Genomic DNA, 17288 nt, shown 5'->3' with positions numbered 1-17288 from the left:
AGGAACTTTCCTCCGTTGAGCGAGCCGTGGTTGCAGGAGGCGGAGGCTGAGGACGACGCGCCGCGCCGGCGGAGTGCCTGGTTCTGGGTGCGGATCGGGCTGGCGGCCGGCGTGCTGGTCTTTCTGGCGGCCTTCGCCTGGCTGTTCTTTACCGCGCCACTGAGCGCCGCGCTGGAGCCGCGCAAGGACAATGCGCTGGTGATCCTGACGGCGGAAGGCCGGCCGATCGCGCGGCAGGGGAGCTACCAGGAGGCGCCGGTGGTCGCCTCGAAGCTGCCGGCGCATGTGCGCCAGGCGTTCATGGCGATCGAGGACCGGCGATTTTATGACCATCTGGGGGTCGATCCGCTGGGGCTGGCGCGGGCGCTGTTCACCAATGTGAAGGCGGGCGACGTGCGCCAGGGCGGCAGCACGATCACGCAGCAGCTGGCGAAGAACAGCTTCCTGACCATGGACCGGAGCTACAAGCGCAAGGTGCAGGAGGTGCTGATCGCCTTCTGGCTGGAGAGCTGGCTGAGCAAGGACGAGATTTTCAGCCGCTACCTGTCGAGCGTCTATTTCGGTGATGGCGCCTATGGGCTGGCGGCGGCGGCGCGGACCTTTTTCGACACCACGCCGGAACGGCTGACGGTGGGGCAGGCGGCGATGCTGGCGGGGCTGGTGAAGGCGCCGAGCCGGCTGGACCCGAGCCGCAACATCGAGGGCGCGACGGCGCGCGCCCGGGTGGTGGTGGCGGCGATGGTGGACGCGGGCTTCCTGACGCCGGCCCAGGCGGCGACGGTGCGCTATCCGCGCTATACGCCGGGGCGGGAGGAGCTGCCGGGGGGCAGTTACTTCGCGGACTGGGTGCTGCCGCAGGCGCGGGCGGCGAACGAGGAGCAGTTCGGCGAGGTTAAGGTGACCTCCACGCTGGACAGCGTGTTGCAGAAATATGCCGAGGATGCGGTGGAGCGCATCCTGAAGGGTGACGGCAGCTGGCAGGGGGCGAGCGAGGCGGCGCTGGTGGCGATGCGGATGAACGGGGAGGTGGTGGCGCTGGTGGGGGGGCGCGACTATGCGCGCAACCAGTATAACCGGGCGACGCAGGCGAAGCGGCAGCCGGGGAGCAGCTTCAAGCTGTTCGTCTATCTGGCGGCGCTGGAGCGGGGCTTCACGCTGGACAGCCAGGTGGATGACAGCCCGACGATCATGATCGGCGACTGGGCGCCGAAGAATGACGAGGAGAAATATCGCGGCCTCATCAACCTGCGCACGGCGTTCGCGGCGAGCAGCAACATCGCGGCGATCCGGTTGCAGCAGGCGGTGGGGAGTGAGGCGGTGATCGCCGAGGCGCGCAAGCTGGGGGTGAAAAGCTATTTGAACCCCTGGCCCAGCCTGGCCCTGGGGACCAGCCCGATGACGCTGATGGAGCTGACGAGCGCCTATGCCGCCGTGGCGTCGGGCCGCTACCCGGTGGTGGCGACGGGGCTGGCGGGGCAGCGGGCGGTGGACAACCGGCCGTTGCCGGCGTGGCCGGCGCGGGAATCGATGCTGCAACTGCTGGAGACGGTGATCCGCAACGGCACCGGCTCGACCGCGAAGCTGCCGATCCGCGCCTACGGCAAGACCGGCACGACGCAGAACCACCGCGACGCGCTGTTCGTGGGGTTCGCCGGCGACCTGGTGGTGGGCGTGTGGGTGGGGAATGACGACAACCAGCCGATGAAGGGGGTCAGCGGCCGCGGCCTGCCGGCGCTGATCTGGCGCGATTTCATGCGGGCGGCGCTGGTGAAGACCGGGGCGATGGCGCAGGGCGTGCGGGTGGAGGCGCCGCCGATCGCGGACGAGGCGGCGCTGGACGCCGCGGGCGACGCGGCGTTGCAGGCAATGGAGGACATGGCGGTGCCGGAGGCGCCGGTGGTGCCGGACCTGTCCGAACCCGAGCCGCCGCAGTGACCGAACATCCGACGCCGGCGTGGCGGGTGGAACCGGGGTTGCTGGACTATGCCGCCGGCGTGGCTGCGATGGAGGCGCGGGCCGAGGCGGTAGCGCGCGGGGAGGCGCGCGAGCTGATCTGGCTGGTGGAGCATGCCAGCGTCTATACCGCGGGCACCAGCGCGGACCCGGCGGAGCATGTCGGGCGGCCGGACATTCCCTTGGTGCGGACCGGGCGGGGCGGGCGCCATACCTGGCACGGGCCGGGGCAGCGGGTGGTGTATCCGGTGCTGAACCTGGGCGCGCGGCGGCGGGATGTGCGCGGCTATGTCGCGGCGTTGGAAGGGTGGGCGGTGGGCGCGCTGGCGCGGCTGGGGGTGGCGGCCTTCACCATCGCTGGCGACACCGGCATCTGGGTGCGGGAGGGGGGCACGGTGGCGAAGATCGGCGCGATCGGGGTGCGCATCCGGCGCTGGGTGGCGTTCCACGGCATGGCGTTGAATGTCTCGCCCGATCTGGCGGCTTATTCGGGCATCGTGCCGTGCGGCATCGCCGACCGGGGGGTGACCAGCCTGGCGGCGCTGGGGGTGGCGGCGGACATGGCGGCGCTGGATGCGGCGCTGGCGGCGGGGAGGGAGGCGTTTCTGCACTCGATTTCCGACGCTGGAGAAATGATGTATCAAGATGCTTGAGGCGATGAAACTTTGTCGCTAAAGGGGGCGACGGTTCGGGGTCAGGGCTGAGCCAGATCCTTTCCGAGAACCTTCCACGTGGATAAGAAATAAACAGGAGTCAGAGAATGGGTGAACTGCTTCAAAAGGTGAAGGCCGCTTCGATCGTTGCCGGCGTTGCGCTGCTCGTCGTCGCCTGCGGCGAAAAGAAGGAAGCCGCTGCGGAAGCGCCGGCCGCCACCGAAGCCGCTCCGGCGACCGACATGGCCGCTGCTCCGGCTGCTGATGCCGCTGCCGCTCCGGCGACGGACGCCATGGCCGCTCCGGCTGCTGACGCCGCTGCCGCTCCGGCCGCTGATGCCGCTGCTGCTCCGGCCGCGCCGGCCGAAGCGCCTGCCGCCAAGTAATTCGGCTTTACCGCTGGATTGGGAAGGGTCGCCGTTCGGCGGCCCTTCTTTTTTGTGGCTGCATGGTATGGTGCTTGCCTTGATGGGCGGTCCGTTGGCCACGGGCGATGAAGCGGCTTGCAAAATGCGCGCAAAGCGGGTTTGTCAGCGCCATCATTGACCAGAAGAATGAGGGAGTGAAGCATGAGCCTGGCAGACATCACCGCGGGAATGGCCGAGAAGGTCGCAGCGAACGGCGGCATCGCCGGCAAGGTTGTGACGTTCGATTTCGGTGACGATGGCGCGGTGCGGATCGACGGCAAGGCCAGCCCGGCGACGGTGAGCAACGACAATGGCGACACCGATTGCCGCGTGAAGGTGAGCATGGCGGATTTCGTCGACATCGCCTCTGGCAAGCAGAATGCGCAGATGGCGTTCATGATGGGCAAGCTGAAGGTGGAAGGCGACATGGGGATCGCGCTGCAGCTGGGCAAGATTCTGGGTTGAGGTGGATGCGGGCCGGGTCAGCGAACCGGCCCGCCTTCTCCGTGGCAGGACGCGTGCTTTGTCCTTGAAATATCTGTTCCGATGCATGCCGGTGGGGGTGTTCCTCGCCGCGGGTGCACCGCTGTGGGCGACGATGATCCCGACGGAGGTGAAGCTGGTGAACCCGACCTCCGCGGAATCGCAGGCCAATGCGGTATGGTCGATGCGCGCCGCGCTGAACGTTGCGGCGTTGCAGTGCCAGAAGTCGCCGTTCCTGGCGACGGTGCGCAACTACAATGATTTCCTGCGCCATCATTCGGATGAACTGGTGGGCGCGATGCGCGGCATGCAGGGATATTACCGCCGGGTGAAAGGCGCGAAGACGGCGCAGCGCGAGTTCGACAGCTATACCACGCGCACCTATCAGAGCTATGCCAGTTTCGATGCGCAACGGGCGTTCTGCGAGACGGCGGCGCTGGTGGGGCGGGAGGCACTGCGGGTGCGCAAGGGCCGGCTGGGGGCGGCGGCGCTGGCGGCGGTGCCGGACATCCGCAAGAGCCTGGCGGATTTCAGCGGCAACGAGCGCGGGTTCGCGGTGGACCGCAACTGGGTGACGGTGCCGCAGATCGGCGATCCGTGCATCGACGAACGTGGACGACCGATCCGGCGCTGCCGGTAACGCGAACAGGGGCGAAGCCCGACGGGGGAGAGAGACATGGCCGGGCAGGGGGAGATGAGCGAAGCCGACCAGGCGGCGGCGCGCGAGCAGGTGGGCGGGCGCTATGCCTGGTATGTGCTGTCGGTGCTCGTGCTCGTTTACATGTTCAACTTCATCGACCGGCAGATCATCTCGATCCTGGCGGAGGACATCAAGCGCGACCTGGGGGTCAGCGATGTCGAGATGGGGTTCCTCTATGGCACGGCGTTCGCGGTCTTTTACGCCCTGTTCGGCATTCCGCTGGGCCGGCTGGCGGACAATTGGGTGCGCACGCGGCTGCTGGCGCTGGGCCTGACGCTGTGGAGCGGGATGACGGCGCTGAGCGGATTTGCCACCAGTTTCACGGGCCTCGCGGCGGCGCGGGTGGGGGTGGGGATCGGCGAGGCGTCGGCCAGCCCGGCGGCATTCAGCATGCTGAGCGACTGGTTCCCGAAGGAGAAACGGGCAACCGCGCTCGCCATCTATTCGTCGGGCCTTTACATCGGTGGCGGGGTGAGCCTGTTCATCGGCGCGGTGGTGAAGCAGCAGTGGAACGAGGCGTTTCCCGGCGGCGGCCCGATGGGGCTGGTGGGGTGGCAGGCGGCGTTCCTGGCGGTGGGCATTCCGGGGTTGCTGCTGGCGCTGTGGGTCTCCACCCTGCGCGAGCCGGTGCGCGGGCTGGCGGACGGGATGGTGACGCCGCCTGCGACGAATGTGTGGGGCAAGTTCTGGGAGGATCTGACCAGCGTGCTGCCGCCGCTGACGCTGCTGCATGCGGCGAAATATGGCCGGCGGGCGCTGATGGTGAATGTGGCGGCGCTGCTGGGCTGGACCTTGTTCGCGGTGCTGATGGCGCGGGTTTCCGGCAATACCTTCGGCGACAAGCTGCAATGGGGCGCGCTGTGCACGGGTGCCTATGCCGTGACGACCTGGGCGCAGGGGTTGCGGGAGCGTGACCCCGCCACCTTCGCGCTGATCTGGGGGACGCCGAGTTTCCTGTTTCTGGTGGTGGGATTCGGCACGACGGCGTTCGTCGGTTACTCGCTGGGCTTCTGGGCGGCGCCCTATGCCATCCGCGAGCTGGGGGCGACGCCGGCGGTGGCGGGGTTGATCCTGGGCGGCAGCGGCGCCGCCGGCGGGTTCCTGGGCGTGGTGATGGGCGGGCGATTGTCCGACTGGGCGAAGGGCCGGCATCCGGCGGGGCGGATCGCGGTGGCGAGCCTGGCGATCGTGGTGCCGGCGCCGTTCGTGCTGCTGATGTTCACCACCGACAGTGCAACGATGTTTTACCTGTACAACATCGTGCCGGCGGTGGTGGGCAGCATGTATGTGGGGATCGCCGCGGCGACCAGCCAGGACCTGGTGCTGCCGCGGATGCGGGGCGCGGCGACGGCGACCTATTTCATCGGCACGACGCTGATCGGGCTGGGGCTGGGGCCCTATTTCACCGGCAAGGTGAGCGCGGTGACGGGCAGCCTGGCAACGGGCGTGATGGCGCTGTTCCTGGTGGCGCCGCTGAGCCTGTTCTGCATCTGGCAATTGTGGCGGCGGCTGCCGGCGGCGGAGGCGAGCCGGGTGGCACGGGCGCAGGCAGCGGGAGAGGTGATGTGAAGGTCGAGCAGCTTTTTTCGGTCGCGGGGAAGATGGTGGTGATCACCGGGGGCAGCCGGGGGATCGGGGAGATGATCGCGCGGGCCTATGTCGAGAATGGCGCGCGGGTGATCCTGACCAGCCGAAAGGCGAGCGACGTGGAGGGGCTGGCGGCGGCGCTGGGGGAGGCCGCGGTGGCGATCCCGGCGGACCTGAGCCAAATGGCGGAGATCGACCGGTTCGCGGCGGAAGTGGCGAGGCACACCGACCGGGTGCATGTGCTGTTCAACAATGCCGGCGCCAGCTGGGGCGCGCCGTTCGACGATTTCCCGGAGGTCGGCTGGGACAAGGTGATGGACATCAACGTGAAGTCCGTCTTCTTCCTGACGCAGCGGCTGATGCCGTTGCTGGAGGCCGGGGCAACGCCTGAGGATCATGCGCGGGTGATCAACATCGGCAGCATCGACGGCCAGCATGTCAGCCCGATCGAGACCTACAGCTATGCCGCGTCCAAGGCGGGCGTGCTGCACATGACGCGGATGATGGCGAAGAACCTGGCGAAGCGGCATGTCGCGGTGAACGCGATCGCGCCGGGTTATTTCCCGTCGAAGATGACCGCGGGGATCGCCGACGCGATCGACCGCGACATGCTGGGTGTGACGCCGATGGCGCGGTGGGGCAATGCCGATGATATGGCTGGCGTGGCGCTGTTCCTGGGCAGCCGGGCGAGCGCCTATCTGTGCGGCAGTGTCATCACCGTCGACGGGGGTTATGCCACCACGGTCTGACGCTTGCGCAGACCGATGAGCAGCGCGCCGAGCGCCATGGCGCCGACGGCGAAGGTGGTCATCGGGCGGGTGCGCATCGCCGTATAGCTGCTGCGGCGGATGCGCTTTTCCTCGTGCTTGCCAAAGAGGCGCGCGTCGGACTGGCCGTGGTGGAGGTTGTCCGGCGGCGGCGGGGCCGCTTCGCCGGTCATCGTGTCGGCCATGACCTTCGCGCTGAACAGGTCGGCAAGCCTCGGCGACAGCCGGCCCATGGCGACCGATGCCGGGGCGGCACCGCCGACATAGGCGTCGCGCACGCGGGTCTGCGCGGCGTGGAGGATGGTGCGGGCGACATCGTGCGGGGAATAGATGGGCGCGGGCAGGGTGGCGCGGCGGCCGGTGATGTTTTTGGCGTGGTCGGGGAAGGGCGTGCCGATGGCTGCGGGCTTGATGAGGGTGACGCCGACCGGCGCCTGGTCATGCTCCAGCTCCTGGCGCAGCGCGTCGGTGAAGCCCTTCACCGCGAATTTCGAGGCGACATAATAGCCCTGCACGGGCACGGCCATGTCGGCGAGTTGCGAGCCGAGGTTGATGAGGGTGCCGCCCGAGGCCTTGAGGTGGGGCAGGGCGGCGAGGCTGCCGTTGATGACGCCGAACAGGTTGGTGTCGAACAGGCGGCGCAGGTCGGCTTCGCTGATCCGGTCCATCGCGCCATAGATCGAAACGCCGGCATTGTTCACCCAGGTGTCGATGCGACCGAAGGCGGCAAAAGTGTCTTCGGCAAGCGCTTCGAGGGCGGCGCGGTCGGCGACGTCGCCGCTGCGGACAAGGACAATGCCGCCGGCGGCGCGGATCTGTTGGGCGACTTCATCGAGCGCGGTGGTGGTGCGGGCGAACAGGGCAACCCTGGCCCCCTGTTGGGCGGCGGCCAGTGCAGTGGCCATGCCGATGCCGCTGGAGGCGCCGGTGATGACGATCGCCTGATCGCGAAGGGGTTTCGGCTGGGGAATGCTGGACATGGGGTTGCTCCGTTGCTGGAGCCTATGGAAGGCGCGGGGGGCCTTGCGGTTCCTCTGGTGCGCGCGAATGAGCGATATTTGGGCATTTGCTTGTGAAACAGGCAGGTGACGGGGCGATCCGCGGTGATTTGCCTTGACGCCGGGGTTGGCACGGCATTTGCTGCGGTTGGGGGCAGGGTAGCGCCGCCTTGGCGGCGAGAGAGGGATTGGCCGTGAAAAAAATCGAAGCGATCATCAAGCCGTTCAAGCTGGACGAGGTGAAGGAAGCGCTGCACGATGTCGGCGTGTCCGGCATCACCGTGACCGAGGCGAAGGGCTTCGGCCGGCAGAAGGGGCATACCGAACTGTATCGCGGCGCCGAATATATCGTCGATTTCCTGCCGAAGGTGCGGCTGGAGGTGGTGGTGGATGACGGCCAGGTGGAGCGGGTGCTGGAGGCGATCGCCACGGCGGCGCGGACGGGCCGCATCGGCGACGGCAAGATTTTCGTGATCCCGGTGGAGACGGCGATGCGCATCCGCACCGGGGAGCGCGACGCGGACGCAATCTGATTTCATTCATAAAACAACGAGAGGAACCGAGACCCATGGCAACGAAACCGAGCGACGTGCTGAAGCTGATGAAAGAGAAGGAGATCGAATGGGTTGACCTTCGCTTCACCGATCCGCGCGGCAAGTGGCAGCATCTGACCATGGCGACGCGGGTTGTCGACGAGGACAATCTGACCGAGGGTTTCATGTTCGACGGCTCCTCGATCGCCGGCTGGAAGGCGATCAACGAGAGCGACATGATCCTGAAGCCCGACCTCAATGCGCATTATGTTGACCCGTTCAGCGCGACGCCGATGCTGATCCTGTTCTGCGACATCGTCGAACCATCGACCGGGGAGCTTTATTCGCGCGATCCGCGTTCCACGGCGAAGCGGGCGGAGGCCTATCTGAAGGCGAGCGGGATCGGCGACACCGCCTATGTGGGGCCGGAGGCGGAGTTCTTCGTGTTCGACGATGTGCGGTTCGGCCAGAGCTATGCCGGCGGCCATTACAGCCTGGACGACATCGAGCTGCCGACCAATACCGGCACCAAATATGAGGAAGGCAATCTGGGGCACCGGCCGCGCGCCAAGGGCGGCTATTTCCCGGTGGCGCCGGTGGACAGCGCGCAGGACCTGCGGGCGGAGATGGTTTCGACCATGCTGGAGATGGGCCTGCCGTGCGACAAGCATCACCATGAGGTGGCGGCGGCGCAGCATGAGCTGGGGCTGGAGTTCGGCACGCTGGTGCAGACCGCCGACCGCATGCAGATCTACAAATATGTCGTGCACATGGTGGCGCAGGCCTATGGCAAGACCGCGACCTTCATGCCGAAGCCGATCAAGGAGGACAATGGCAGCGGCATGCACACGCACCTGTCCATCTGGGACGGGAAGAAGCCGCTGTTCGCCGGCGAGGGCTATGCCGGGCTTTCGGAGATGGCGCTGTTCTTCATCGGCGGCATCATCAAGCATGCCAAGGCGCTGAACGCCTTCACCAACCCGAGCACCAACAGCTACAAGCGGCTGGTGCCCGGCTATGAGGCGCCGGTGTTGCTGGCCTATTCCAGCCGCAACCGCTCGGCGAGCTGCCGCATCCCCTATGGCACGGGTTCGAAGAGCCGGCGGGTGGAGGTACGCTTCCCGGATGCGACGGCGAACCCCTATCTGGCGTACAGCGCATTGCTGATGGCGGGGCTGGACGGGATCGAGAACAAGATCCATCCGGGCGCGGCGATGGACAAGAACCTGTACGACCTGCCGCCGCGGGAGCTGAAGAAGGTGCCGACGGTGTGCGGATCGCTGCGCGAGGCGCTGGCGGCGCTGGACAAGGGACGTGCCGTGTTCACCAAGGGCGGTGTGTTCACCGATGACCAGATCGACAGCTATATCGAACTGAAGATGGAAGAGGTGGCGCGGTGGGAGATGACGCCGAGCCCGGTGGAGTTTGATATGTATTACAGTGCGTAGCGGCTGTGGCCTGGAAGAAAATTGCGAAGCGATTTTCTGAAGGGCGCAGACTCGCGAAGCACTTGGCCGGCGAGCGATTTTCAGGGTTGGCCCCTGAAAATCGACTCGTCCGACAGCGCGGCTTTGCCGCGCTTTTTCTTTTTTCCTTTCCTTCTTTTCGCTTTCTCCCCGCCCGCGCCGCTGCCCGTTTCGCGCGGCTTGGCCGCGCAGGGTCTGTAGGATTATGGAAGGTTCGTCGAAAAAAGTGACATTCTGAATCAAGGGGTTGGCGGAAATGGCTGGTTTTTGCGCCACGTGGGGTGGTGGCGGGACGATGGATGCTGAACCAAGTTCAGCATGACGGCGAGTGTGTGGGACGATGGGGTGTTGGCGCGGGCATTGTTGCTCGCCGGAGGCTCCTGCCCACCGCGCATATCTGGCTGGGTCTCGTGCCCACCCCTTTATTCTGGGGCAGGCGCGTGGCGGTGCGCGCGCAACCGACACTGTTAACTTCATCCGCCCCTTGCTCGCGTCGCGCCCCCCGGCTACGTTCGCCAGCAAGAATCAAGCCAAGTGAGGGCGGGCGGACGGTGAGCGGGGTCGAGATCATGGAGCGGGACGAAGCGCCGGCGGTGACTCGCGGCTTGGCCGTTGTTTCGATTGGCAAAAAATATGACAGCCGGGTGGTGTTGCGCGATGTCTCGCTGTCGGTGAACCGCGGCGAGGTGGTGGGGCTGCTGGGGCCGAACGGGGCGGGGAAGACCACCTGTTTCTATTCGATCATGGGGCTGGCGGCGCCGGACCAGGGGCGCATCCTGCTGGACGGGGTGGATATCACGACGCTGCCGATGTACCGGCGGGCGGCGCTGGGGCTGGGCTATCTGCCGCAGGAAACCTCGATTTTCCGCGGGCTGAACGTGGCGGACAATATCAGCGCGGTGCTGGAGGTGGCGGAGCCGGACGCGGCGGCGCGGTCCGCGCGGCTGGAGGAGCTGCTGGGCGAGTTCAACATCGCGCGGCTGCGGGACGCGCCGGCGATGGCGCTGTCCGGCGGGGAGCGGCGGCGGGTGGAAATCGCGCGGGCGCTGGCGGCCAGCCCCTCGATCATGCTGCTGGACGAACCGTTCGCGGGCATCGATCCGATCAGCATCAGCGACATCCGCACGCTGGTGCGGCAGCTGCGCGACCGCGACATCGGCGTGCTGATCACCGACCATAATGTGCGCGAGACGCTGGAGATCGTCGATCGCGCCTGCATCATCTATGACGGGCGGGTGCTGTTCGAGGGGACGCCCGAGGCGCTGGTGCAGGACGAGACGGTGCGCCGCGTCTATCTGGGCGAAGGCTTCACGCTGTAGCTTATGGCGCTGGGACCTCGCCTTGACCTGCGGCAGACGCAGCAGCTGGTCATCACCCCGCAGTTGCAGGCCGCCATCCGCCTGCTGACGCTGTCCAACATGGAGCTGTCGGCGCATATCGAGGAGGAGCTGGAGAAGAATCCGCTGCTGGAGCTGGCGGAGGAGCCGTCGGAACCGGTCGAGGTGTCGGTGACGCCCGATGCGTCGGAGATCGAGCTGACCGACCAGCTGGTGGCGCAGAGCGAGGCGCAGGCGGCGGGCAGCCTGGACGTGGACCTGGTGGAGGAGCGGTTCCACCATGACTGCGCCGGGGACAGCGGTGGCGGGGAGGCGGGCGAGGAGGTGGATTTCGACAGTTTCGCCGCCGAGCCGGCGACGCTGGCGGAGGTGTTGCAGCAGCAGGCGGGCGCGGTGCTGAGCGGGGCGCCGCTGATGATCGCCACGCATCTGATCGACCTGATCGACGACAGCGGCTATCTGACCGGCACGCTGGAGGAGGTTGCCGAGCGGCTGGGGGTGGCGGTCGCCGAGGTGGCAGCGGTGCTGAAGGTGATCCAGGGGTTCGAGCCGACGGGGGTGGGCGCGCGCAACCTGGCGGAGTGCCTGGCGATCCAGGCGCGGGAGGCGGATCGCTATGACCCGTGCATGGCGGCGCTGATCGACAATCTGGAGCTGGTGGCGCGGGGCGACCTGGCCTCGCTGCGGCGGCTGTGCCGGGTGGATGCGGAGGATCTGGCGGACATGCTGCGCGAGCTGCGGGGCTATAACCCGCGGCCGGGGATGCTCTATGGCGGCGGGCGCATCGCCTCGGTGGTGCCGGACGTGTTCATCGCGCGGACGGCGAAGGGCTGGCAGGTGGAGCTGAACAACGGCACGCTGCCGCGGCTGATCGTCAACCGCAGCTATGCCGCCGAGCTGGTGAGCCGGGGGGGGAAGGCGGAGCGGGCGTTCGTGGAGGAATGTTCGGCGCAGGCCGGGTGGCTGATGCGGGCGCTGGACCAGCGGGCGCAGACCATCCTGAAAGTGGCGACCGAACTGGTGCGGCAGCAGGAGGGGTTTTTCGAGCGCGGGGTGGCGCACATGAAGCCGCTGACGCTGCGGATGATCGCCGATGCGATCGAGATGCACGAATCGACGGTGAGCCGGGTGACCAGCAACAAATATCTGAGCTGCGCGCGCGGGCTGTTCGAGATGAAATATTTCTTCACCAACGCGGTGCCGAGCGAGGGCGGCGAGGCGAGCGCGGAAGCGGTGCGGGCGCGGGTGCGCGACATCATCGCGGGCGAGGATCCGATGCGGCCGCTGTCCGACGACAAGCTGGTGGAGTTGCTGCGCGGCGAGGGGTTCGACCTGGCGCGGCGGACGGTGACGAAATATCGCGAGGCGCTGGGAATCGCGACCAGTTTCGACCGGCGGCGGCGGGCGCTGGTGAAAGCTGCTTAGGCGCAACCATAGCAGCGAAATCAGACCCGCCGCAGGCGGCAAGCCCGACCGGGCGCCGGCGCGAGTGCGCCGCCTTTCTCCGGCGCCAGCCGGTCAAGAAATCAGGCTCTCCCGGCGCTGGCGGAGAGGTGGCGGAGGTCGATGCCGGTGAGGCCCCAGGCTTCGGTCCAGCGGCGTTCGGCGCGGCAGTTCCACAGCAGCGTGTCCTCTCCCGGGTGGACATGCCAGCCGTGCTGGCCGAGTTCGTCCTCCAGCTGGCCCGGGCCCCAGCCGGCATAGCCGAGGGCGACCAGCCATTTCGCCGGACCTTCGCCGCCGGCAATGGCCTTCAGCACATCGAGCGTGCCGGTCAGGGCCCAGCGGTTGCCGACGAAGCGGGTGTCCTGCCCGGCATAGTCGGTGGAATGGAGCACGAAGCCGCGGCCGGGTTCGACCGGCCCGCCGACGAGGACGCGGACTTCGGGGGTGCCGCCGGGGTCGATCTCCAGCTGGCGCATCAGTTCGGGCACGGTCAATTCGCGGTTTGCCTGGTGCAGGCAGAGGCCGAGCGCGCCGGCGGGATCGTGCACGCACATGGCGATGACGCTGCCGGCGAAGCGGGGATCGCCCATCCCGGGCATGGCGAGGAGGAACTGGCCGGAAAGATAGGGGGGTGCCGCATCCATCGCCCTGTCATAGCGTTAGGATAGACGCTGCGGAAGGCGCGCGGTAACAGGCGCGCAAAGGAGAGTGAGCGATGACGATCAAGGTGGGTGATACGCTTCCCGAGGCGGTGCTGATGAAGATGACGGCCGATGGCCCGGCGCCGGTGAGCACCAAAGAACTGTTCGCCAGGCGCACCGTGGCGCTGTTCGCGGTGCCGGGCGCCTTCACGCCGACCTGTTCGGCGAAGCATCTGCCGGGGTTCATCGAAAAGGCCGACGAGCTGCGGGCCAAGGGCGTCGACGAGATCGCCTGCATCAGCGTGAACGACGTGTTCGTGATGGGCGCCTGGGGCAAGAGCGCGGGGACGGACGACAAGGTGACGATGCTGGCCGACGGCAATGGCGATTTCGCCGAAGCGCTGGGGCTGACCATGGATGGCAGCCGGTTCGGCATGGGCAAGCGCGCACAGCGCTTCAGCATCCTGGTGAAGGATGGCGTGGCGGCCGAGGTGAATGTCGAGGAGCCGGGCGCGTTCCGCGTGTCCAGCGCCGAACATCTGCTGGGACAATTGACCGCGGCATGATGTGGGAACTGGAATCGGCGTTGCGGCTGCTGGTCGCGACGCTGGTGGGCGCGGCGGTCGGGCTGAACCGGGACCTGCACGGCAAGCCGACCGGGGTGCGCACCCTGGGCCTGGTGGGGTTGGCGTCGGCGCTGCTGACGCTGATGGTGATCGATGCCGGCGGCGGGCATGATGCGATCAGCCGCGTGGTGCAGGGCGTTGTCACCGGCATCGGCTTTCTGGGGGCTGGCGTGATCCTGCGCGATCCCGCCGGCCAGCATGTTCATGGGTTGACGACGGCGGCGGCGATCTGGCTGACGGCGGCGTTGGGAATGGCGGTGGGCTATGGCCTGTGGTGGACGGTGGCAAGCGCCGTGGTTCTGACCTTTGCCGTCCTGCTGTTTGGTGGGCGACTGGAAAAGCGGCTGCGCGCCGCGTTGAAACGGGAGACTGGCGATGAAGATTGAAGACCTTGTCTATCATGATGGCGACCAGACCTGCATCGGACATCTGGCGGTGCCCGATGGCGACGGCCCGTTTCCGGGCGTGGTGGTGGTGCATGAGGCCTGGGGGTTGGGCGCGCATGCGATGGAGCGGGCGGAGAAGCTGGCGGCGCTGGGCTATGTCGCGCTGGCGGCGGATATCTTCGGCGACAGGAAAATCCCCGCCAATCCGCCGGAAGCCTTTGCCATCATCGGGGATTTTCGGGCCAACCCCGATCGGCTGCGGGCGCGGGCGGGGGCGGCGGTGGACGCGCTGAAAGCGCATCCGGCGTGCGATGGGCGGATCGGCGCCATCGGTTTCTGCTTTGGCGGATCGACCGTGCTGGAACTGGCGCGGTCGGGCCGCGCGGATGTGCTGGGTGTGGTGAGCTTCCACGGCGCGCTGGGGTCACCGGGGCCGTCGACGTCGGGGGGTGTGACGGCGAAGATCCTGGTATGCCATGGCGCCGACGATCCGCTGGTGCCGGCGGACGAGCTGAGCGGCTTTCTGGCGGAAATGCGGGAGGCGAAAGCGGATTGCCAGACCATCGCCTATACCGGGGCGATGCACAGCTTCACCAACAGGGAAGCGGACGGCAGCCTGATGCCGGGCATCATCTATCATGCGCCGACGGATGCGCGCAGCTGGGCGGCGATGAAGGCGTTCTTCGCCGACGAGGTCTTCGGCTGAGCGGAGACGGGACAATCAGGCCGATGGGGCTGCAACCCCGTCGGCCTGACCGTTGGAACGGTTTCGATCAGTTGCCGCGGGGCTGGCCGATGTTACCGGCATCGACGGCGCGGCCGAACTGCTGCTGCGCCAGCCGGGCTTCGGCGTCCCATTCCGACTTCAGCTTGCAGATGCGCTTGGTGCCCAGGCGGGTGCCGGTGGTTTCGGTGCGCTTGCAGATGGTCGGGTCCTTGGCGGCAGGCGCCGCCTGGGTGGTGGTGGCCGACTGCGCTGCGGTGGCTGTTGTCGCGGACTGCGCCGACACCGCAGCCGCCATGAGCAGAAACGCCGAACCCATCAATGCCTTGATCACGCAAGCCTCCATCTGATGCCGCGCCGCCCATAGGGCAAAAGCCTATTTCACGCGAGTCCAAATCTGTGCCTTGCAGGCGATATTGCCGAGAATGCAGCCCTTGACTTCGATGGTGCGCGGGCTGGTGAGTTCCACCGTGCCGCTGACGGTGCGGTTGATGTCGGGAACGAAGACCTTGCCGCTCCAGCTGGTGGGGCCGGTGCGCTGGAAGCCGGAGAGCAGGTTCATGCCGATGAGGTTCGGGGTGCCACCCTTGGCGGCATCGGCCTTTGCCTTTTCATTGGCATAGACCACCACGCCGCAGATGTCCTTGCCGCAGGGCTTCGATTGCATCTGCACCGATTTCGACGGGTTGGCCCAGGTGCCGAACCAGTTTGCCGGCTTTTGCGCGGTGGCGGGTGTGGCGACGATGAGGGTCGCCAGGATGAGGGTTCGCATGTCGGCTCCGCAGATTGATGATCAGTATTGAACCCCTTTGGTATAGCCGCCGTCAATGACCAGATTTGTCGCGTTGACGAAGCTGGCGGCGGGGCTGGCGAGGTAGGCGACCGCGTCGGCGACATCTTCGGGCGTGCCATAGCGGCCGGCGGGGATCGCCTTGGGCGTGGCGGCGAACACCTCGGGCATGTTGGCCTCGACCCAGCCCCAGACGCCTTCCTTTTCATAGATCGGGCCGGGGGAGACGGTGTTGAAGCGGATCCTGTCGGCCTGCCAGGCATGGCTGAGCTGGTTGAAATAGCAGATGGTGGCGGCCTTCATGCTGTTGAAGCTCTGGTGGCCGCCGAATTCCTCGATCGCGGCGATGCTGGCGATGTTGACGACCGACGGGTGGGCGCTGGCCTTCAGGAAGGGGTGGGCGGCCTCCACCGCGCGGTAGGTGCCGATGACGTCGACCTCGAAATTCTTCCGGAAGCCGGCTTCGTCGAACATCATGCCGCTGGCGCTGACGCAGGTGACGAGAATGTCGAGACCGCCCAGCGCGGCGGCGGCGGCTTCGACCGCGGCCTTGAAGCTGGCGGCATCGCCGGCGGCGTCGGCGACGAAGCCGTGGACGGTGACACCGCTGTTCGCCAGCTCGCCGGCCAGCTTGTCGACGCCGTCCTGCCCGCGGGCGCAGAAGGCGACATGGGCGCCTTCGGCGGCGAAGCGGCGGACGGTGGCGCGGCCGATGCCCTTCGTGCCGCCGATGACGAGGGTTTTCAGGCCTTTGAGTTTCAGGTCCATGGGTCGTCTCCGTTAAGGGATGGGGTGGGAGGCTTCGAGGGCGTCGGCCAGCGCGGTGAGGAAGTCGCCGGCGGGGGCACCGTCGATGGCGCGGTGATCGACGGTGAGGCTGAGGCCCATCACCGGGCGGATGGCGAGCGCGCCATCGACCACGGCGGGTTCGGGCGCGATCCGGCCGAGGCCGACGATGCAGGTCATCGGGCGGTTCAGGATGGGCGTGAAATGGCGGACGCGGGTGAGGCCGAGGTTGCTGATGTTGATGGTGCCGCCGGACATTTCGCGGACGGTCAGCTTGTTGATGGCTGCGCGTTCCACCAGGCTGGCGCGTTCGGCGGCGATGGTGGGCAGGTCCTTGTTGGCGCAGTCGAAGACGGCGGGGGCGACGAGCGCGCCGGGGAGCGCGATGGCGACACCGACGTTGATCTCGGCCTGCGGGGTGATGACGCCGTCGGCCTCGAGCGCGTTGAACAGCGGGAAGGCGGGGAGGATCCGGCCCAGCGTGGCGATGACGAGGTCTTCATAGCCGATGCGGATGTCCGCGGCCTTCCAGGCGGCGCGGGCCGCGGTGAGGGCGCTGGCGTCGACGTCGGTGAAGAAGCTGAGCTGCGCGGTCGATTGCACCGATTCGTGCATCTTTTTGGCGATCATGCCGCGGATGCCGGTGAGTTTGAGGGGCTGGGTCATCTGGCGCGGGGCGGGTGGGCCCCCTCCGTCATCGCTTTGCGATGACACCTCCCCCGCGAGCGGGGGAGGGGCTTGCGGCGCATTTGGCCCAGATGGCTATTCGATGGTGGCAACGACGTCGCCCTTGTTCACGACGATTTCCGGTTCGACACGGATGCGGAGTGTGCCGGTCGCCGGGGATTCGAGTTCGAGGGTGACTTTTTCGACGAGGATTTCGGCGATGAGTTCGCCTTCCTTGACCTGGGCACCGTCCGGGTAGAGCCACATCACGATCGAGCCGGTCTTGTCATCCTCGTCCCACAGGTCGAGCGGGACACGCACGTCGGTCATCGGGGTTTC

At 67.3% G+C, this 17288-nt stretch carries 21 protein-coding genes; 14 read left to right on the top strand and 7 right to left on the bottom strand.

The window, feature by feature from the left end; genetic code table 11:
* The first annotated feature begins 15 nt into the window (after positions 1-15).
* From H3309_RS13160 to H3309_RS13130, 7 genes are all read left to right on the top strand, one after another.
* Positions 16-1935: a transglycosylase domain-containing protein gene (locus H3309_RS13160; protein WP_182295140.1), complete on the top strand. Its 1920-nt coding sequence runs from the start codon at positions 16-18 to the stop codon at positions 1933-1935.
* Positions 1932-2606, top strand: a complete 675-nt coding sequence (lipB, locus tag H3309_RS13155) for a lipoyl(octanoyl) transferase LipB (protein ID WP_182295139.1) — start codon at positions 1932-1934, stop codon at positions 2604-2606. Before H3309_RS13160 ends, lipB begins: the two co-directional genes overlap by 4 nt.
* Before the next feature lie 107 nt (positions 2607-2713).
* Positions 2714-2992: a hypothetical protein gene (locus tag H3309_RS13150; RefSeq protein ID WP_182295138.1), complete on the top strand. Its 279-nt coding sequence runs from the start codon at positions 2714-2716 to the stop codon at positions 2990-2992.
* 183 nt (positions 2993-3175) lie between these two features.
* Positions 3176-3478 carry an SCP2 sterol-binding domain-containing protein gene (locus H3309_RS13145; protein ID WP_182295137.1) on the top strand — a complete coding sequence of 101 codons (303 nt, stop codon included), beginning with the start codon at positions 3176-3178 and terminating at the stop codon, positions 3476-3478.
* Positions 3479-3563: 85 nt separating this feature from the next.
* A complete protein-coding gene (locus H3309_RS13140; RefSeq protein WP_182295136.1) occupies positions 3564-4136 on the top strand; it encodes a hypothetical protein in 573 nt (190 codons plus the stop codon).
* Between the two features lie 36 nt (positions 4137-4172).
* Positions 4173-5765: a spinster family MFS transporter gene (locus H3309_RS13135; protein WP_243453724.1), complete on the top strand. Its 1593-nt coding sequence runs from the start codon at positions 4173-4175 to the stop codon at positions 5763-5765.
* Positions 5762-6532 carry an SDR family oxidoreductase gene (locus H3309_RS13130; RefSeq protein ID WP_182295135.1) on the top strand — a complete coding sequence of 257 codons (771 nt, stop codon included), beginning with the start codon at positions 5762-5764 and terminating at the stop codon, positions 6530-6532. Before H3309_RS13135 ends, H3309_RS13130 begins: the two co-directional genes overlap by 4 nt.
* Here H3309_RS13130 and H3309_RS13125 read toward each other — a convergent pair.
* Positions 6514-7530, bottom strand: coding sequence for an SDR family oxidoreductase (locus H3309_RS13125; RefSeq protein WP_182295134.1), 1017 nt, complete (start codon positions 7528-7530; stop codon positions 6514-6516). The genes H3309_RS13130 and H3309_RS13125 overlap by 19 nt on opposite strands.
* Positions 7531-7742: 212 nt before the next feature.
* Between H3309_RS13125 and H3309_RS13120 the strand changes: the two genes are divergently transcribed.
* From H3309_RS13120 to rpoN, 4 genes are all read left to right on the top strand, one after another.
* Complete coding sequence (locus H3309_RS13120; protein WP_182295133.1) at positions 7743-8081, top strand: P-II family nitrogen regulator; 339 nt, start codon at positions 7743-7745, stop codon at positions 8079-8081.
* A 35-nt stretch (positions 8082-8116) separates the two neighbouring features.
* A complete protein-coding gene (gene glnA / locus H3309_RS13115) occupies positions 8117-9529 on the top strand; it encodes a type I glutamate--ammonia ligase (protein WP_182295132.1) in 1413 nt (470 codons plus the stop codon).
* 587 nt (positions 9530-10116) lie between these two features.
* Entirely contained in the window at positions 10117-10866 is a 750-nt protein-coding gene (lptB, locus tag H3309_RS13110; RefSeq protein WP_182298750.1) for an LPS export ABC transporter ATP-binding protein, read from the top strand.
* A 3-nt stretch (positions 10867-10869) separates the two neighbouring features.
* Positions 10870-12309: an RNA polymerase factor sigma-54 gene (rpoN, locus tag H3309_RS13105; protein WP_182295131.1), complete on the top strand. Its 1440-nt coding sequence runs from the start codon at positions 10870-10872 to the stop codon at positions 12307-12309.
* 101 nt (positions 12310-12410) lie between these two features.
* Here the strand turns inward: rpoN and H3309_RS13100 are convergent, their stop codons facing one another.
* Positions 12411-12974: a YqgE/AlgH family protein gene (locus H3309_RS13100; protein ID WP_182295130.1), complete on the bottom strand. Its 564-nt coding sequence runs from the start codon at positions 12972-12974 to the stop codon at positions 12411-12413.
* Positions 12975-13045: 71 nt separating this feature from the next.
* Here H3309_RS13100 and H3309_RS13095 point away from each other — a divergent pair, with 71 nt between their 5' ends.
* The 3 genes from H3309_RS13095 to H3309_RS13085 are packed head-to-tail and all read left to right on the top strand — an operon-like array spanning position 13046 to position 14689.
* A complete protein-coding gene (locus tag H3309_RS13095; RefSeq protein WP_182295129.1) occupies positions 13046-13537 on the top strand; it encodes a peroxiredoxin in 492 nt (163 codons plus the stop codon).
* Positions 13534-13983 (top strand): MgtC/SapB family protein, encoded by a 450-nt coding sequence (locus H3309_RS13090; protein WP_182295128.1) that lies wholly within the window; start codon positions 13534-13536, stop codon positions 13981-13983. Before H3309_RS13095 ends, H3309_RS13090 begins: the two co-directional genes overlap by 4 nt.
* Positions 13973-14689 (top strand): dienelactone hydrolase family protein, encoded by a 717-nt coding sequence (locus H3309_RS13085; protein ID WP_182295127.1) that lies wholly within the window; start codon positions 13973-13975, stop codon positions 14687-14689. The genes H3309_RS13090 and H3309_RS13085 overlap by 11 nt, the downstream gene beginning before the upstream one ends.
* A gap of 67 nt (positions 14690-14756) precedes the next feature.
* Here H3309_RS13085 and H3309_RS13080 read toward each other — a convergent pair whose 3' ends face one another.
* From H3309_RS13080 to H3309_RS13060, 5 genes are all read right to left on the bottom strand, one after another.
* Positions 14757-15041, bottom strand: a complete 285-nt coding sequence (locus H3309_RS13080; protein ID WP_182295126.1) for a hypothetical protein — start codon at positions 15039-15041, stop codon at positions 14757-14759.
* 42 nt (positions 15042-15083) lie between these two features.
* On the bottom strand, positions 15084-15479 hold the full coding sequence (locus H3309_RS13075; RefSeq protein WP_182295125.1) for a DUF2147 domain-containing protein: 396 nt from the start codon (positions 15477-15479) through the stop codon (positions 15084-15086).
* A gap of 21 nt (positions 15480-15500) precedes the next feature.
* Positions 15501-16265, bottom strand: coding sequence for an SDR family NAD(P)-dependent oxidoreductase (locus H3309_RS13070; protein ID WP_182295124.1), 765 nt, complete (start codon positions 16263-16265; stop codon positions 15501-15503).
* A 12-nt stretch (positions 16266-16277) separates the two neighbouring features.
* Positions 16278-16949: a 2-oxo acid dehydrogenase subunit E2 gene (locus H3309_RS13065; RefSeq protein ID WP_182295123.1), complete on the bottom strand. Its 672-nt coding sequence runs from the start codon at positions 16947-16949 to the stop codon at positions 16278-16280.
* Between the two features lie 96 nt (positions 16950-17045).
* Positions 17046-17279 (bottom strand): lipoyl domain-containing protein, encoded by a 234-nt coding sequence (locus tag H3309_RS13060; RefSeq protein WP_182295122.1) that lies wholly within the window; start codon positions 17277-17279, stop codon positions 17046-17048.
* Positions 17280-17288 lie beyond the last annotated feature (9 nt).

It is taken from the genome of Sandaracinobacteroides saxicola, from assembly GCF_014117445.1.
Lineage (GTDB): Bacteria > Pseudomonadota > Alphaproteobacteria > Sphingomonadales > Sphingomonadaceae > Sandaracinobacteroides_A > Sandaracinobacteroides_A saxicola.
The sequence above is the reverse complement of the archived record's forward strand: the minus strand, read 5'-3'. Positions and strand labels throughout refer to the sequence as shown.

Excerpts from the sequence above, each read along its gene's own strand:
- H3309_RS13150 (WP_182295138.1), top strand. The coding sequence starts at position 2,714 with ATGGGTGAACTGCTTCAAAAGGTGAAGGCCGCTTCGATCGTTGCCGGC.
- H3309_RS13145 (WP_182295137.1), top strand. The coding sequence starts at position 3,176 with ATGAGCCTGGCAGACATCACCGCGGGAATGGCCGAGAAGGTCGCAGCG.
- H3309_RS13140 (WP_182295136.1), top strand. The coding sequence starts at position 3,564 with ATGCCGGTGGGGGTGTTCCTCGCCGCGGGTGCACCGCTGTGGGCGACG.
- H3309_RS13135 (WP_243453724.1), top strand. The coding sequence starts at position 4,173 with ATGGCCGGGCAGGGGGAGATGAGCGAAGCCGACCAGGCGGCGGCGCGC.
- H3309_RS13125 (WP_182295134.1), bottom strand. The coding sequence starts at position 7,530 with ATGTCCAGCATTCCCCAGCCGAAACCCCTTCGCGATCAGGCGATCGTC.
- glnA (WP_182295132.1), top strand. The coding sequence starts at position 8,117 with ATGGCAACGAAACCGAGCGACGTGCTGAAGCTGATGAAAGAGAAGGAG.
- lptB (WP_182298750.1), top strand. The coding sequence starts at position 10,117 with ATGGAGCGGGACGAAGCGCCGGCGGTGACTCGCGGCTTGGCCGTTGTT.
- rpoN (WP_182295131.1), top strand. The coding sequence starts at position 10,870 with ATGGCGCTGGGACCTCGCCTTGACCTGCGGCAGACGCAGCAGCTGGTC.
- H3309_RS13100 (WP_182295130.1), bottom strand. The coding sequence starts at position 12,974 with ATGGATGCGGCACCCCCCTATCTTTCCGGCCAGTTCCTCCTCGCCATG.
- H3309_RS13095 (WP_182295129.1), top strand. The coding sequence starts at position 13,046 with ATGACGATCAAGGTGGGTGATACGCTTCCCGAGGCGGTGCTGATGAAG.
- H3309_RS13090 (WP_182295128.1), top strand. The coding sequence starts at position 13,534 with ATGATGTGGGAACTGGAATCGGCGTTGCGGCTGCTGGTCGCGACGCTG.
- H3309_RS13085 (WP_182295127.1), top strand. The coding sequence starts at position 13,973 with ATGAAGATTGAAGACCTTGTCTATCATGATGGCGACCAGACCTGCATC.
- H3309_RS13075 (WP_182295125.1), bottom strand. The coding sequence starts at position 15,479 with ATGCGAACCCTCATCCTGGCGACCCTCATCGTCGCCACACCCGCCACC.
- H3309_RS13070 (WP_182295124.1), bottom strand. The coding sequence starts at position 16,265 with ATGGACCTGAAACTCAAAGGCCTGAAAACCCTCGTCATCGGCGGCACG.
- H3309_RS13065 (WP_182295123.1), bottom strand. The coding sequence starts at position 16,949 with ATGACCCAGCCCCTCAAACTCACCGGCATCCGCGGCATGATCGCCAAA.
- H3309_RS13060 (WP_182295122.1), bottom strand. The coding sequence starts at position 17,279 with ATGACCGACGTGCGTGTCCCGCTCGACCTGTGGGACGAGGATGACAAG.